The 16,042-nt window shown below is 37.2% G+C and carries 13 protein-coding genes and 1 pseudogene; 6 read left to right on the top strand and 8 right to left on the bottom strand.

Annotation, left to right across the window (positions count from 1 at the left end):
* Positions 1-101: 101 nt before the first annotated feature.
* Positions 102-593, top strand: a complete 492-nt coding sequence (locus tag J0871_RS09995; RefSeq protein WP_075326470.1) for a hypothetical protein — start codon at positions 102-104, stop codon at positions 591-593.
* Here J0871_RS09995 and J0871_RS09990 read toward each other — a convergent pair.
* The 6 genes and pseudogenes from J0871_RS09990 to J0871_RS17310 form a co-directional block, all read right to left on the bottom strand.
* On the bottom strand, positions 590-1,426 hold the full coding sequence (locus J0871_RS09990) for a S1-like domain-containing RNA-binding protein (protein ID WP_075326468.1): 837 nt from the start codon (positions 1,424-1,426) through the stop codon (positions 590-592). The two genes, J0871_RS09995 and J0871_RS09990, sit on opposite strands and share 4 nt — an antisense overlap.
* A 113-nt stretch (positions 1,427-1,539) precedes the next feature.
* Positions 1,540-1,884, bottom strand: coding sequence for a DUF2853 family protein (locus tag J0871_RS09985; protein WP_075326466.1), 345 nt, complete (start codon positions 1,882-1,884; stop codon positions 1,540-1,542).
* Between the two features lie 68 nt (positions 1,885-1,952).
* Positions 1,953-3,686 carry a 2-succinyl-5-enolpyruvyl-6-hydroxy-3-cyclohexene-1-carboxylic-acid synthase gene (menD, locus tag J0871_RS09980; protein WP_208225090.1) on the bottom strand — a complete coding sequence of 578 codons (1,734 nt, stop codon included), beginning with the start codon at positions 3,684-3,686 and terminating at the stop codon, positions 1,953-1,955.
* Positions 3,687-3,895: 209 nt separating this feature from the next.
* Entirely contained in the window at positions 3,896-5,041 is a 1,146-nt protein-coding gene (locus tag J0871_RS09975; protein WP_208225089.1) for a chorismate-binding protein, read from the bottom strand.
* Positions 5,042-5,044: 3 nt separating this feature from the next.
* Positions 5,045-5,467: a hotdog fold thioesterase gene (locus J0871_RS09970; protein ID WP_208225088.1), complete on the bottom strand. Its 423-nt coding sequence runs from the start codon at positions 5,465-5,467 to the stop codon at positions 5,045-5,047.
* A 957-nt stretch (positions 5,468-6,424) separates the two neighbouring features.
* Positions 6,425-6,583 (bottom strand): annotated as a pseudogene (locus J0871_RS17310) (thrombospondin type 3 repeat-containing protein); the annotation flags it as partial.
* A 1,130-nt stretch (positions 6,584-7,713) separates the two neighbouring features.
* Here J0871_RS17310 and J0871_RS09960 point away from each other — a divergent pair.
* Both J0871_RS09960 and J0871_RS09955 read left to right on the top strand, forming a co-directional pair.
* Positions 7,714-8,349, top strand: coding sequence for an esterase (locus J0871_RS09960; RefSeq protein ID WP_208225086.1), 636 nt, complete (start codon positions 7,714-7,716; stop codon positions 8,347-8,349).
* Positions 8,350-8,402: 53 nt separating this feature from the next.
* Positions 8,403-9,674: a divalent metal cation transporter gene (locus J0871_RS09955; protein ID WP_208225085.1), complete on the top strand. Its 1,272-nt coding sequence runs from the start codon at positions 8,403-8,405 to the stop codon at positions 9,672-9,674.
* 42 nt (positions 9,675-9,716) lie between these two features.
* Here the strand turns inward: J0871_RS09955 and J0871_RS09950 are convergent, their stop codons facing one another.
* Together J0871_RS09950 and dnaK are read right to left on the bottom strand one after the other, a co-directional pair.
* Positions 9,717-10,106 carry a hypothetical protein gene (locus J0871_RS09950; protein WP_208225084.1) on the bottom strand — a complete coding sequence of 130 codons (390 nt, stop codon included), beginning with the start codon at positions 10,104-10,106 and terminating at the stop codon, positions 9,717-9,719.
* Between the two features lie 202 nt (positions 10,107-10,308).
* The gene (gene dnaK, locus J0871_RS09945; protein WP_208225083.1) at positions 10,309-12,237 is read right to left on the bottom strand and encodes a molecular chaperone DnaK; all 1,929 of its coding nucleotides are present in this window, start codon (positions 12,235-12,237) and stop codon (positions 10,309-10,311) included.
* A 219-nt stretch (positions 12,238-12,456) separates the two neighbouring features.
* Between dnaK and J0871_RS09940 the strand changes: the two genes are divergently transcribed.
* The 3 genes from J0871_RS09940 to J0871_RS09930 all read left to right on the top strand — a co-directional run bounded on the left by J0871_RS09940 (position 12,457) and on the right by J0871_RS09930 (position 15,922).
* Positions 12,457-13,890, top strand: coding sequence for an L-serine ammonia-lyase (locus J0871_RS09940; RefSeq protein ID WP_208225082.1), 1,434 nt, complete (start codon positions 12,457-12,459; stop codon positions 13,888-13,890).
* Positions 13,891-14,190: 300 nt separating this feature from the next.
* Positions 14,191-14,814, top strand: coding sequence for a CPBP family glutamic-type intramembrane protease (locus J0871_RS09935; protein WP_208225081.1), 624 nt, complete (start codon positions 14,191-14,193; stop codon positions 14,812-14,814).
* A gap of 76 nt (positions 14,815-14,890) precedes the next feature.
* Positions 14,891-15,922 carry a formylglycine-generating enzyme family protein gene (locus tag J0871_RS09930; protein WP_208225080.1) on the top strand — a complete coding sequence of 344 codons (1,032 nt, stop codon included), beginning with the start codon at positions 14,891-14,893 and terminating at the stop codon, positions 15,920-15,922.
* Positions 15,923-16,042 lie beyond the last annotated feature (120 nt).

Below are 16,042 nucleotides of genomic sequence, written 5' to 3'. Positions count from 1 at the left end.
TTTATTTTATTCAAAAATAAGCTTTTCAATTTATCTTAATATATTTGCGCTGCAAATAGATTTGCATTGTTTTTGCTATATTAAAGACAAAAGCCCTAAAAATGAAATTTCGCTTGCTATTTCTTAGTCTATTTTTATTCAACATAACTTCGGTTTCCGCCCAGGAATATTGGGATGTTGCCGATTTTGAAATTAGCAATTACAGTATAGAACCTTCCTGGAGTGACCTTAGTTTTGGACAACAATTCTTTAAAGGAGATTTTGATCTTCCCAGCGGCGAATTTTTAAATGTAGATGATGGAAAACGCGCCAGTGTAGATATGGTTGGTATTCTTGAAAGCCAACGAAATATGAAAAAACGTACTGTAGATATTGGCACTCCCTTACCTACAACAAATCAAAAGAAAAAAGCTTTTGAAATTTCTAATAATTACCGAATTAGGGATAATGACGAAGTTTACAATGATGCACTGAATTCGAATCCTTATTACCAAAATCAGCGAATTTATCAAAACGCACTTCACAGACAAACCCAGCGAAGAATGTTTTATGGTTCTCCATATTACTCACCCAGGGGCCGCTACTTTTACTAATCTTGTTTTAAGTAAAGGCCGTCGTCTTTAATATCTATTTTTCTTTGTTTATAAAGGTTTCCGGCAGCACGTTTAAAACTCTTTTTGCTAATGCCTAACTGACTGTGAATAGCTTCAGGAGAAGATTTATCGGTAAGGTTTAGATAACCTTCATTTTTCTTTAATTTATCAAGGATTAACTCAGCATTTGGTTCAATACTTCTATAACCCGGTCTTTGTAAACTCACATCAATTTTCCCATCGGGACGGGTTTTAGTGATAAATCCGCGCATTTCATCACCAACATTTATTTCCTGGAAAACATCGTCGTGATAGATCAAACCTAAATGCAACTGATTAATAATTACATTATAGCCTAAATCACTTTTATTACTAATTATAAGATCTACCTCTTCAAAAGGCTCTATGGTTAATTCTGAATTATCTAAAAAAGCATGTACTTTACTTGAAGCTACCAAACGATCGGTTTCTTCATCTAAATAGCAAAAAATAAGATACCGGCCACCTTTTTTCATTGGATATGCCTGTTCTTTAAACGGAACAAATAAGTGTTTTTCCAGTCCCCAGTCTAAAAAAGCTCCAAATTCGGTGGTTTCTACACATTTTAAAAATGCGAACTCATCAAGCTTTACCAATGGCTCTATCGTAGTGGCAACTGGTCTTTCTTCGTGATCCAGGTAAACAAAAACCTCTATCTCTTCACCTATTTCAAAGGTTTCGGGTATATATTTATTTGGAAGTAAAACTTCATTTCCTTCAGCATCTGTTAAGAAAAGTCCCGGTTCGGTTTCTCTTACAATATTAAGCGTATGATTTTCGCCAATTCTAAGCATAATCTATATTTTGAAGTGCAAAGATACTTTATATTTTACGGCTTTTCTATAAAACAGGAAAATCCGTTTTTCCCCTTTGAAAAACGGATTTTATAAGTTTTAGACCATTTATTTTATTTAAAAACGCTTTCTTTTTTAAAGTGTTTTGTAAGTAAATAATAGACTACTGCACGATATTTATTTCTGTTAGATTTCCCATATTTTTCCATTACGGCATTTAAACCTACATCCAGTTTTTCGTCATCTTTAAGTCCTAATTTTTTAATAAGGAAGTTGCGTTTTACGGTTTCCATTTCAGATTCTGAAGAACTGGAAACAGTTTCTGCATCACTTCTAAAAATACTGGGGCCACAAGATTCGGTAACTTTTCTAAGCAAACCAACATCGGGTTCATCGCCCGTTTTGTCTTTTACATCCTGGATGTATTTACCTACTTTTTCATCGGTTTTTGTACTCATAATTAAGAATTTTTGGTTTATTTTTCAACAAGTTACTTAAATGAGTGTTTATCTACCAATTTATATTCTTAAGATTTCATAAAATTGAAGTATTCCAGCAGTACTTCATCGTTAATTTTTCTTGGCGTAAAAATTTCCAGGATTTTTGGCTTATCTGAATTGCTGAAAAATCCAGTCAATTGCTTATTTATTTCTTCGGAAGTTTTAGCAACAGCATATTCAAAACCATACATTTCACTTAGAGATTTTGCCTGAAGCTGGTGGGTGGTTTCAAAATAAGTCTCAAAATTCTCTGTATTCTTATTTCCGGGGAGTATCCTAAAAATTCCGCCGCCGTTATTATTTAGAATAATTATCCTAAAATTCTTCGGTATATAATTATTCCACAGCGCATTGCTATCGTAGAAAAAACTCAAATCGCCTGCAATCATTAAGGTGGGCTCAGCATTTAAACAAGCAGCCCCAACCGCGGTAGAAATACTGCCGTCTATCCCGCTGGTACCTCGATTGCAAAAAATACGCAAGCTTTCTTTCCATTTAAATAATTGCGCATAACGAATCGTAGAGCTATTGCCAAGATGAACAATATAATTTTCGGGAATAGTTGGCACAATTTCCTGCATCGCTTTAAGATCTGAATACGGAATCTCATCCATATACTCCTCGTGCCGAACCTGGCGTTTGCTCTTTACTTGTTTCCAAAATCTACCATAATCACTTTCAACCTGTTTAGTTAGCGGAAAGAAATGGGTGAAAAATGAGTTTACAGTGGTTTCAAAATGTTTATTTAAGCAAAAAAATGTGTTATAAGCTTTTTTGGGATCAATATGCCAGTGTTGCTGTGGCTGGTTATTTCTTAAAAATGCTTTTATTTTTTTAGAAACGATCATTCCGCCAAAAGTGAGTAAAATTTCCGGCTGAAGCGTTTTGAATAATTCTTCCCTGTTTTCATCTTTCTCAATAGGACCAATAAGGGTATCAATTCTAGTAAAAAATTCGGGATGATTTAAATTAGAAGTAGTTTCCGTCAATACAATAACGGAATCGTCTTTGGCCAGTTTTTCCAAATATTGCTGTTCAACAATATTGGGCTGCGCAACGCCAACAATCACCATTTTTCGCTTTGCTTTGTTCCAAAGTTCGGCATAACCGCCTAATTGACTTTCGGTATAGGTTCGTTCTTTAATTTCTGGCAAAATCTGGATAGGATTTACCTCAACATTTTCTACCAAATCGTACAAAGGCTCGTAAAATGGCACATTTATATGAACCGGCCCCTTCTCTTCTATCGCTTTATTTAGCGCCAAATTGACTTCCCGCTCATTATGTTTCTGCGATTCAAATTGTTTTTGCTGAAGCTTTTTATCGGTTGCTTCAGAATCTAAAACTAATTCTGAATGTAAATTTGCGGAATATAAAATATGGTTTTCAAATACGTTTTTTTGTCTAATTGTTTGTCCGTCGCCAATATCTATACGTTCAATAGGTCTATCTGCAGAAATAATCACTAAAGGAATATCACTATAAAAAGCTTCGGCAATCGCAGGATAATAATTTAACAATGCAGAGCCAGAGGTACAAACCAGCGCCACCGGTTTTTGTAATTGCTGCGCCATTCCTAACGCATAAAAAGCCGCACAGCGTTCATCTACAATACTGTAAGGTTTAATTTCGGGATGGTGGGTAAAACCTATGGTTAGAGGCGCATTTCTTGAACCTGGAGAAATCACCACGTGATTTATATTTTTAGCCACACAAAGGGCTACAATAGATCTGGCAACTGGTATTTTGGAGTATTTCACAAAGTTTATTTTGTAGAGTTGAATCCCAGACTTCACAGGTTTTAAAAACCTGTGAAGTCTATAATTTTGATATAAGGTCAACCTGAACTTGTTTCAGGTTCTAAGCTAATTAAAAACCTATATTCTGAAACCAGTTCAGAATGACGACAGGCAATTTAATTTCACCCAAAATTACAATTTCAAAAACATTTTGGGAGCAGGTTTTGACCTTATTTAACAAGTACAGATTTTATGGTATGCGATTTATTTACGGTTTCCTGCCATTCATCTGCAGGACTGGAATCTTTGGTAATCCCACCACCAATAAATAACCTGGCTTTTCCGCCTTCCAATTTCATGCAACGTAAATTCACAAAAAGGGAAGTTTGTTTTAGGATGCTTCCATAAGCTTGATTTTCCTGGTTTCTGCGATTGTTATTTCGCTTTACCTCCTTTTTCATATTCAATTCTCCCAAAAAGCCTGAATAAAATTCGCGATCATAAGCTTCATGCTCTAAAATAAATTGTTGGGCTTTTTTCTTCGGAAGTCCGCATACAGCCGGAGTTGGGTGTAAAGCAAAAATCAAGCTTTTAAGACTGGATTTTTCAGGATCTAACATTCCTGTAATATCGGTCTGTAAATGCAGCAAATTCCCAGCTTTGGAAGTATAGGGCTCAGATTTATGAATACTCCCCGAAACTTTATGTTCCAGATTCTCCAAAATCGAATCGGTAACAATTTGTTGTTCCTCAATTTCCTTTTCTTCCCAGTTTACAGATGAAGTTCCTTCAAAGGCCTGGGTTCCGGCCAGGGCCATAGTTTTAAATTTTTCTCGTTCTACGTTTAAAAGAGTTTCTGGCGTGGCACCCAACCAAATCCCGGTTTGAGGATGAAACCAGAAATACACAAAAGCAGTTTTATATTTTTTAAGCAAATTCTTAAAAATCTCCATCGCTTTAAGTTGGGTTTGCACGTCTTCCTTACGTGACAAAACCACCTTTTTCATTTCTCCTTTTTTTATGGCTTCAATTCCCTTTTCCACCAATTCTTCGTGTTTAATTCTGGCTTCGGAATTAGTATAAGCAGGGGGAAATTCCTGATTTTCTTTTTCTACTTCTTCAGAGCTTTCAGCCGAATATTCTGTAGTGATTATTTCGGCATTTTCTGAAGGGATTAGAAATGCGTTTTCAGTATTTTCAAAGCGAGCAAAAACAAATCCATTTTCGGTAAAATCGTCGGTTTTATATGTTTCAGCTGAATCCTGAAGCAAAGCTTTGGTCAATTCGTTTTTAGATCCGGGGTTTCTATAGGCTACAAAAGGATTTCCGCTTTGAATTTGTTCTTCCAATTTTATAAAAAACTCTTCGTTGTTCATTTTCTATTTCTTTTTTGGCAATGCTATGGTAGTAAGTTTTACGATAGAAATCAGGTTATCGGCTTCGTCAGTAATTTTTATTTCGCACAACTGCGTTGTTCGGCCTTTATGGATAAAAGAAGCCCTGGCAAACACAAAACCTTCAGCAATACTTTTTAAATGATTGGCAGAAATTTCAATACCGCGAATAAAAAACTCCTCAGTATCTAAAAAAACATAACTGGCCATACTGCCAACGCTTTCAGCCAAAGCTACACTGGCACCACCGTGCAGCACGCCATCGGGCTGGTGCACTTTTGAGTTAACCGGCATTTTTGCAATTAAATAATCTTCCCCAACTTCAGTAAATTCAATTTCCAGGGTTTCCATAAGCGTATTTTTACACACCTTTTTGGAAAGCTCCAGAATTTCTTCATTAGTCATCATTCAAATTATTGATTATATCGTAAAAGTACGAAACCCTGAAATAAAAATAAGCATTGAGAAAGACCTAAGATGCTAAAACAAATTTTTAATCTTACATAAAAAAAAGCCGCTATAGAGCGGCTTTTTATTTGTTTAAAATTTTAGTTATTAATATCCTGTAGACGAAGATTGATTAGATATACGTGTGGTTTTTGCTCTAAGTTTCGATCTTGCTACCTGCTTAAGTTCAGTTATTGGTGTTGTATCAATTTTTGCTACTCCCCCAAGAACTAAAGTATTTGTAGTGTCATAGAACAGGGCGAAGTCTCCATCTCCAGGTTCTATTACAGAAGCGCAAGCAATGGTTAGGTCTTCTATACCTGCCATAATAGGGTGATCTCTATTGGATGTTGAAGGTAATATGGTATAATCACAATCAACTCGTCCTCCACTATTGAATAAAACGGCGCCCATATTTGCAAGGAATTGATTTTCGACTTCAATATTTGCATAAAAGGAATCATACTCACCAACAAAAATTATTCTTCCACCATCGGCCGCGAATTGCTTTAAAGTATTGATTTCGTCTACCGTATATTGAGAAGTTGGCATGACCAGCATCACTATTTTAACATCTGAAGGAATGCTTGTTAAAGAGCCTACCGTTGAGAAAATACTCTCTACGGTAAAACCTTCATCTTCAATAACAGATTCGGTGGTAGCCCATCCGGTTTCAGTACATTCGCCATTGCTGTAGCATCTTGCATTGCGCCCGCGATCTATCCAAACTACATCTCCACCGTTCCTTACTCCCGTAGTGGTATAATTAACGAGGTTTTGAACAAATCTCACATTATCGGGATCTTCCAGAGCGGTATTATCAAATATATTTATATCGTTTAATACAACCACATCTCTGCCGGGAACCCGGATACTTTCACATCCAACTTCATCTACTTCTACTCCGGGATCTGTATCTGGACATTGATCAATATCATTAGGGATACCATCGCCATCATCATCTGATCCACTTTCACAGGCATCACCTACACCATTTTCATCTTCGTCTGCCTGGTCTGGGTTTGGTACATTTGGACAATTATCTTCACTATTGGGAATTCCATCCTGATCGGAGTCTAATGGTTCGTCATCATCTCCACAACCAAAAAATAAATGCTCGTATTCTACATTATCATCCCCGTCAAAATTGGCCTGAATATTGGCTCTACTCAACGTACCATCAATAATTATCTCTGAAACTTCGCCATATACATCTGGCCATCCCTTAAGAGTAACCTCATAATATAGATATGGTTCCTCATCGTCGTAATCCTGTAAATTAGGTAAATCGAAACATAATGGATCGGCCCAGGGATCTTCATCTTCAGCAGATTTTGCATTTTCTACATCGGTATAAAGCGGAGTTCCACTATCGTCTGTTCCTAACCAGATATCTACGCTATAAGCTGCGGTATAATGTCTTCCGGCTTCATTGCAGTAATTTGCGAAGAAGCAGAATTCAAATATTTCGGTGGGAATAAGATCAAAAAATAAATAACCATATTCATTCACAATTCTATCATCAAAACAAACCACCGTTACATCTACATATTTTTTAACTCCACTACGAAGATTAATGTCTAAAGGTAAAGTGTTCTGTAATAAATCTCCAATTGCACCTCCTTTTGGAGCAAGCCAAATAAGACCTCCTTCAGAATTATACACGGCAAAATGATCTAAAGTATACGTTCCCGGTTCAAGTTCAAGCTCAGGACTATATTCAGTATAATTTTCATCAGAAACCAAATCAATTGCAAAAGGATCTCCAGAAGTACCTACGACTTCTTCTTCACCTCGCAATAAAATAATTTCTACATAGGAAGGGGTATCATCAGAACACGCTGGAAGCTCGGTAGCTTCCTGTTTATTTTGCTGGTTTCGTAGCAGATCATTAAGAATAGGACTAAAAGATAGCGTAGCTTTTTCTGAAACTTCCTGGACACCTTCCTCTTCACTACACGAAAAACAAATAACGCATAGGAGGAACGATAAGAATAATCTTCTTATAAAAATTTCCATAATAATTAGTATTAATTAGTTTTGTGAATACAAATTGCCGGGGTGAAATTTATTGCATTACATGAGGGTGTATTGCAATAAGAAAAGGTCACAGGGGGTTAAGAATATTATCTTCGAAGATATTTCAAATTTAATGAGAAAATCTCGCTATTCCACTGAGGGTTTCCCATTAAAAATCACATAAAATAATGAGTACCGAAAAGCAGCTTTCTTATCAAATCACCAATACTTACAGTGTTCTAAATGATTTTACTGAAAACACGAAAACGGTTTGGATCGTTTGCCACGGAATTGGTTATTTGAGTAGGTATTTCTTAAGGCATTTTCAGCATTTAAATTCAGAAGAAAATTATATTATCGCTCCGCAGGCGCAATCTAAATATTACCTCAAAAACGAGTACAAACATGTGGGTGCCTCCTGGCTAACCAAAGAGCGTACTGAAGCCGAAACAGAAAATGTGCTTAACTATCTGGACGAAGTTTATAAGGCTGAAGATCTTAAAGATGCGCCAAGGTTGATAATTTTAGGCTATTCCCAGGGGGTATCGGTGGCAACACGTTGGATTGCGAAACGAAAGATAAATTGCGACGAATTAATTATGCATTCCGGAAAAGTTCCTACGGAATTAAAGACTGAGGATTTTCAGTTTCTAAAAAACACAGACTTTACTTTTATTTACGGGATTGAAGATGAATACCTAAAGGAAGGTATTATTAAAGTTGAAGAAACACGATTGAAAGAACTATTCCCTGGAAACCTTGAGATCAAAACCTATAAAGGCGGACACGAAGTAAATACAGAACTTATTGCGGAATTTGCTTAAATTCACTTCTCGATTACCTTAAATAGTATATTAAGGACCAATAAAGCTATTTAATGAAGCAAAAAACTAATTATTCCAAAACATCTATTTTAAAAAGTATTGGTCCCGGCTTTTTATTGGCGGGAGCGGCTATTGGAGTTTCTCATTTAGTACAAGCCACTCGAGCAGGTGCAGATTATGGGTTTATTTTAATTTGGGTGTTGATTATAGCCTGCATTTCAAAATATCCGTTTCTTGAATTTGGCCCCAGGTTTGCCGCAGGTACAGGACAGCATTTAATTACCGGCTATAAAAAACTCGGTAAATTTCCTTACTGGATCTATATTTTGATCACCGCAGGCAGTATGTTTATTATACAGGCTGCGGTGACTATTGTTACCGCAGGTTTAGCCGAGCGACTGTTCAATTTTGGCTGGTCGCCTTTTCTTTGGAGTGGTATTATTCTTATTGCGTGTATCGCTTTACTTTTAATAGGAAAATATCCCGGCCTGGATAAAAGTATGAAGGTGATCGTCACCTTATTGACCTTTGCCACTCTTGCTGCTGTAATTATGGCTTTTGGCGCCGGTACAGTGAATGATGCAGTTAATACCGAACCGCCTTCGCTATGGACTATTGCCAGTTTGGGCTTTATGATTGCTTTTATGGGCTGGATGCCTATTCCATTAGATGCTTCGGTTTGGCACTCCATCTGGACCAAAGAAAAGGCGGTGCAGAATAAACAGAAAATTTCTGTAAAAGGTGCGTTCGCCGATTTTAATGTGGGCTACCTTTCGGCTGCTTTTATTGGATTATTATTCTTTTTGCTAGGCGTTTTAGTCATGTTTGGCAGTGGTACTTCGTTTTCCAGCAACAGCGTGGAATTCTCGAGCCAGTTGGTAGAACTTTATGGAAAAACCCTTGGGGAATGGAGCAAGCCTTTGATCTCTGTAGCAGCTTTTGTTACCATGTTAAGTACCGTTCTAACAGTTACTGATGCTTACCCGAGAGTAATTTCTGAATTAAAAAACCCAGAAAAAGAAAAACCTGAAGACAAAAAAGAGAAATGGAAAATTTACCGAATTTCCATTTTCATTATCCCGGTTCTTTCGCTTTCTATTTTGTATTTTCTTTCTGGTTCTTTTACCATTTTGGTAGATTTCGCCGCCGGACTTTCATTTCTATCTGCACCATTTCTAGCCTGGTTTAATTATAAATTAGTTACAGGAAAGCAAATGCCTGAAAAACACTGCCCGGGAAAGAATTATAGAGTTTTCAGCTTGATTTGTTTTGCTCTTTTAGTGGTGTTTAATTTCGTGTATTTGTATTATACATTTTTGAGTTAAAACACAATTCTTGCAAATTTGGGTTTCTTAAGATTTAATCATCTATCCATTACAACTAAAGATTTCCTCAACTTCGCGTTCTACGTTATTTGAAAACGCCCGGCTTTCTTCGTCTGTAAACTCTTTTACCTTTTTGCCAAAACAGTTATAAAGGTGCCTAACGCCTACAGAATTACACCTCGGGTCGTTTACTAGAGTATAAAAAACTGTTTCACCTTCATATTCACTTTTTAAAATAGCAACCTTACAGGCATATTCTCCACAATTTAACTCGGTAATTAAATCCTGCATCCATTCTAAATCTAATGGGTTTTCTGCAGTGCAAGCGTTTTGAACTTCTAGTTGTGAATCTGCAATTACTTCATCATCATTATTGGTACAAGAAATTATCGTTGCTGAAAAGAATAATGTTAATAGAATCAATTTCTTCATAATTATTAGTATTTATATAGTAGATGCAAAAATTACCAAATGGTTGCGTGCAAAAAAGAAAAAAGCGCAATCAAATTAATGATTGCGCTTTTTTTTATTGCTCAGATGTGAGTTTGAGTTTTTAAGATCCCGAAGCGAGTTCGGGATAAGCGATTCGCACATTTTTCTCTAGCGCAAAGCGCTATGAAAAATGGCTCTCTTCTTACTTCACTTCCTCAAAATCTACATCTTCTACGTCGTCTCCGCTTTTAGAGTCTCCTCCAGCTTGCTGGCCGCCTTCGGCTCCGGTAGCACCTTGTTGTGGTCCACCTTGTCCGCCTTGTGCTTCAGCTTGTGCTTTATACATTTCTTCAGAAGCTGTTTTCCAGGCTTCGTTCAATTTGTCTAAAGCAGGAGTAATTTTATCCAGCTCTTTAGTTTCGTAAGCTTTCTTCAATTCTTCTAAAGCTTCTTCTACTGGCTTTTTCTTATCTTCAGAAATCTTATCGCCAAATTCTTTTAACTGCTTTTCAGTTTGGAAAATCATAGCATCAGCTTCATTAAGCTTATCTACTTTTTCTTTGGCTTGCTTATCGGCATCAGCATTTGCTTCAGCTTCTTTCTTCATTTTTTCGATTTCTTCTTCTGTTAATCCTGAAGAAGCTTCGATACGGATATCCTGAGATTTTCCGGTTGCTTTATCGGTAGCGCTTACTTTAATGATACCATTGGCATCAATATCAAAAGTCACTTCAATTTGAGGAGTTCCTCTTGGCGCTGGTGGAATTCCGTCTAAGTGGAATCTACCAATTGTTTTGTTATCTGCCGCCATTGGACGCTCACCCTGCAACACGTGAATTTCTACAGAAGGCTGATTATCGGCCGCGGTAGAGAATGTTTGTGATTTCTTGGTTGGAATCGTAGTGTTAGATTCAATTAATTTAGTGTTAACTCCTCCCATAGTTTCAATACCTAAAGAAAGTGGAGTAACATCAAGTAACAATACATCTTTTACATCTCCTGTTAATACACCACCCTGGATAGCAGCACCAATTGCTACAACCTCATCTGGGTTTACACCTTTAGAAGGTTTCTTACCAAAGAATGCCTCTACTTCTTCCTGAATTTTAGGAATACGGGTAGAACCACCAACAAGAATTACCTCATCGATATCACTTTTTGAAAGACCTGCATCGCTAAGTGCTTTTTTAACAGGCTCCATAGAACGAGTAACTAATTCTGAAGCTAACTGCTCAAATTTAGAACGGCTAATAGTTTCTACAAGGTGTTTTGGTCCGCTTGAAGTTGCCGTTACATAAGGTAAATTAATTTCAGTTTGACTTGAAGAAGACAACTCAATTTTAGCTTTCTCAGCAGCTTCTTTTAAACGCTGAAGTGCCATTGGGTCTTTTCTTAGATCAATATCTTCAGCTTTCTGGAAAGTATCTGCAAGATAATCGATTAGAACTTCATCAAAATCGTCACCACCTAAGTGCGTGTCACCATTTGTTGATAATACTTCAAATACACCATCACCTAATTCAAGGATAGAGATATCAAATGTACCACCACCAAGGTCATATACAGCGATTTTTTGATCCTGAGATTTTTTATCAAGTCCGTAAGCCAATGCAGCTGCAGTAGGCTCGTTTATAATACGACTTACTTTCAATCCTGCGATCTCACCAGCTTCTTTTGTAGCCTGACGCTGAGAATCGTTAAAGTATGCAGGTACGGTAATTACCGCCTCTGTTACATCCTGTCCAAGATAATCTTCTGCGGTTTTCTTCATTTTTTGAAGTACCATTGCAGAAAGTTCCTGCGGAGTATATTTTCTTCCATCCACATCTACACGTGGAGTATCATTATCACCTTTTACTACTTTATAAGGAACCCTTCCTGCTTCTCTAGAAGATTCAGAATATTTGTTCCCCATAAAACGTTTAATAGACGAAATAGTTTTTTCTGGGTTAGTTACTGCCTGACGCTTAGCCGGGTCACCAACTTTTATTTCGCCACCTTCTACAAATGCGATTACAGAAGGTGTAGTTCTTTTTCCTTCGGCATTAGGTATTACCGTAGGCTCGTTACCTTCCATTACGGCAACGCAAGAGTTGGTAGTACCTAAGTCAATTCCAATTATTTTACTCATAACTTTATAGGTTGAATTTTATATTATTGATTTCAATTCTTCGAGGTGTTAAAGTCAATCATTATGCCAGCAGAAAACTTATGACAGGTTGTCATTTTTTCCTAAAAGTACTTGCCAAATCTGCGCTTCGAAGATTACGAAATCGTTTTAATATTTCTTCAATTCATTCTACTTCATACTAACAAATCCTTATTTTTGCAGTAAAATAGGAGTTATACAATGCGAAAAATTGAATGTATTAGTGTTTTTGATATGTTGAAGGTGGGCGTAGGCCCTTCCAGTTCTCATACTTTAGGTCCCTGGCGGGCATCACAACGCTGGATTGCAGAATTAAAGCAAAAAGACACTTTTGATGACGTAGAACATATACATATAGATCTCTATGGCTCTCTATCCCTTACCGGAATAGGTCACGCTACAGATATTGCCACTGTTCTAGGACTTTGTGGTCACGATCCTGTAACTATGGATATTTCTATAATTGATACTGAAATTCAAAAGATTAGAGAAACAAAAAAACTTCAATTTAACGGCGAAAAAGAGATCGATTTTAGCATTGCAGAGGATGTAAAGTTTAACAAGAAATTCCTTGAGTTTCATCCCAACGGAATGACATTTCGGGCTAAACTGAAAAACGGTAAAAAAACCTCTTCTTCTTTTTATTCTATCGGCGGTGGTTTCGTTGTAAAGAAAGAGCGTAAAAACGCTAGTAATAAGATGAAAAGCTTTTTAAAATTTCCTTTTCCTATTGAAAAAGCTACAGAACTCCTAGCCTATTGCAAAGCTGAAAACAAACCTATTTCTGAAATAGTTCTGGAAAATGAAAAATCCCTTAGAACTGAAGAAGAAATAAATGCCGGCTTAAAACAAATTTGGGATGTGATGCTGGAATCGATGTTCATTGGCTGCCATACCGAAGGAACACTTCCCGGCGGACTCAACGTAAAACGCCGTTCTTTTGAAATGCACCAGCGCCTTATTGGTGAAGAAAAATATGATTCTCCCGAAGATTGGATAACCGCTATTAGAAGAACTGAGGTAAAATTCAGACAAATCCTTAAATGGGTAAGTTGTTTTGCCATTAGCGTAAACGAAGTAAATGCATCTTTGGGTCGTGTAGTAACCGCGCCAACTAATGGCAGTGCCGGCACCGTACCTTCAGTAATGATGTATTATATGGTGATAGAAAATCACGAAGCCACTTTTGAAGATATGAAACGCTTTATGCTAGTTGCCGGTGAAATTGGCAGTCTTTTTAAAAAAGGCGCCACGATTTCTGCCGCGATGGGTGGTTGCCAGGCAGAAATTGGCGTATCCTCGGCAATGGCTGCCGGCGGATTAACAGAATTACTTGGCGGAACTCCGGAACAGGTGCTTATGGCCGCAGAAATCGCAATGGAACATCATCTTGGATTGACCTGCGATCCTATTGCAGGTTTAGTTCAGGTACCTTGTATTGAAAGAAACGCAATGGGCGCCATAAAAGCCATTAACGCAGCTGAAATAGCCCTGGAAAGCGACGCTACCAAGGCAAAAGTTCCATTGGATAAAGTGATTGAAACAATGTGGGACACCGCAAAAGATATGAATTCAAAATACAAAGAAACCTCAGAAGGCGGACTTGCAGTTAAAGTGAATTTAAGCGATTGCTAAACTGTTGTCAGTTATGGGTTATCGGTTGTTGGTTTTCAGCTTGTAGTTTATGGTTGAAACTTTTGAAAAAAAACTAACGTCATTACGAGGAGGCGATAGCCGACGTGGTAATCTTTTCTTAATCGGTTCTCGGTTTTAGTTCTCCGTTTTGGATTGCCTGTAATTCAAAAAGAAAAAATTCATGAATTCGTGGCTTAAAATATCATACAGTATTAAATTGCAGCAATAATCAAATCTAAGACTTTGCAGTTCCTAAACATCCCACCAAAAGTCAGCAATCTTTTTCGCAATTACTGGTTCATGATTGGGACTTATTTTCTGTTTTTCTTTTTATTGGGATTTTTAAATACATTTTTACCAGAATTAGACCTCGAGAAATACCAGCAAACTGAACTTTTCAATCTAATGGATGAGAGTCCGCTGGCATTTATTCTTATGGCGGTTATTATAGCGCCCCTTTTGGAAGAAAGTATGTTTAGAACCCTCATTAAACCGTCTTTTACAGAAATCTATATTTTTATTTGTGCGGTGCTTGCTTTTGTAGGCCTGGGTTTTATTCCGCAGGAAGCGCATTCTTTACTTAAATATGGCCTGGTAATATTATCGGCTATTATCATTTTTCTGTTCTTACAATCTCTAAAACCTTCAAGATTTCTTAGAATATTTCGTATAATTCTTTACCGAAATTATAAGTTTATATGGCTACTAACCGCTGCTCTTTTCGGTTTGGTTCATATCTGGAATTACGTTGAAGGTTGGCAATTTGACCTGATTTTATTCCTTTTAATTTTCCCAAGAATTATCGCCGGGTATTTCTTCGGAAAAATAAAAGTCGAAAACGGAAGCCTGCTCTGGCCCATAACCATGCACGCCATGAACAACGGGATTGTAGTATTCTTTTTGCTTCCAAAGCTTTTACAATAAATAAAACCAGCCTTAGCAGCTTCAATTAATTTTAAGTATTTACCACACTTGTTTATCTTTAGCCGAAAATCAGTTAATGCGTTTCTCCTTTCTAAAATACTTCGTTCTCCTTTGTCTTTTCTGTTCATTTTTTAGTTGTAAAAATGAAGAAAATGAACCTGCTGAATCTTCTAAAGAAAATATTCAGAAAACCGAAAAATCCTACCATGAAAAATATCTGGAAGAAATTGCCGAAATAAAAAAACGCGATTCGGTTTCAACCTCTGGAATGCTAAAGATTGAAGGAGGGGAATATATGATGGGTGGAAATTCGCCACAAGCCCGGCGAGATGAATTTCCGCAGCATAAAGAAACTATTAAAGCATTGTGGGTAGATGAAACTGAGGTTACTAATGCTGAATTCAGAGAATTTGTAGAAGAAACGGGTTACGTTACTACCGCCGAACGTAGTTTTGAAATTAACGGTAAAACTTTTCCTCCCGGTGCCATGGTTTTTGATGCTAAAAATCCGCAGGCCTGGTGGAAGTTTAAAGAAGGTGCCAACTGGAAACATCCGCAAGGTTCAGAAAGTTCTATTGAAAACAAAGAAAATCATCCCGTAGTACAGGTTTCCTGGTATGATGCTATGGCGTATGCAAAATGGGCCGGAAAACGTTTACCTACCGAAGCAGAATTTGAATACCTGGCCAGGGGCGGGAAAGAAAATGAGATCTACCACTGGGGAAATGACTTTGAAAAAGCTATCGATTATGTGAATTTCCACCAGGGAGATTTTCCGGTTTCTAATGAGATAAAGGACAGTTTTGAAAAAACCGCCCCGGTAAAGAGTTTTCCTCCCAATTCTTTCGGGCTCTACGAAATTTCTGGAAATGCCTGGGAATGGGTTTTGGATACCTATTATCCAAATGCGTATTCAAAATTAGAACAGCGCACAGATGGCTTCTTTAAAGAATATTTTAATCCCGAACAACAAAAAGTTATTCGGGGAGGTTCTTTTTTATGCAGCGAATCTTATTGCACCGGTTACCGGAATGCGGCAAGAATGAGCTCTACTCCCGAGAGCGGATTGGAACATTTAGGTTTTAGGTGTGTAAAAGATGTTGAATAGCCCTTATGTTTGTAATCCATAAGTCAAGAACAGTTATTAAATTACCTGATCAAAACTTAAAAGACTCAAGTTATGGAAAGTACAAGCAAAGTATTAAATTATAGTGGGGAGAATATTTAT

It is taken from the genome of Salegentibacter sp. BDJ18 (assembly GCF_017579965.1).
Taxonomy (GTDB): Bacteria; Bacteroidota; Bacteroidia; order Flavobacteriales; family Flavobacteriaceae; genus Salegentibacter.
This window is presented reverse-complemented; position numbering and strand designations above follow the sequence as displayed.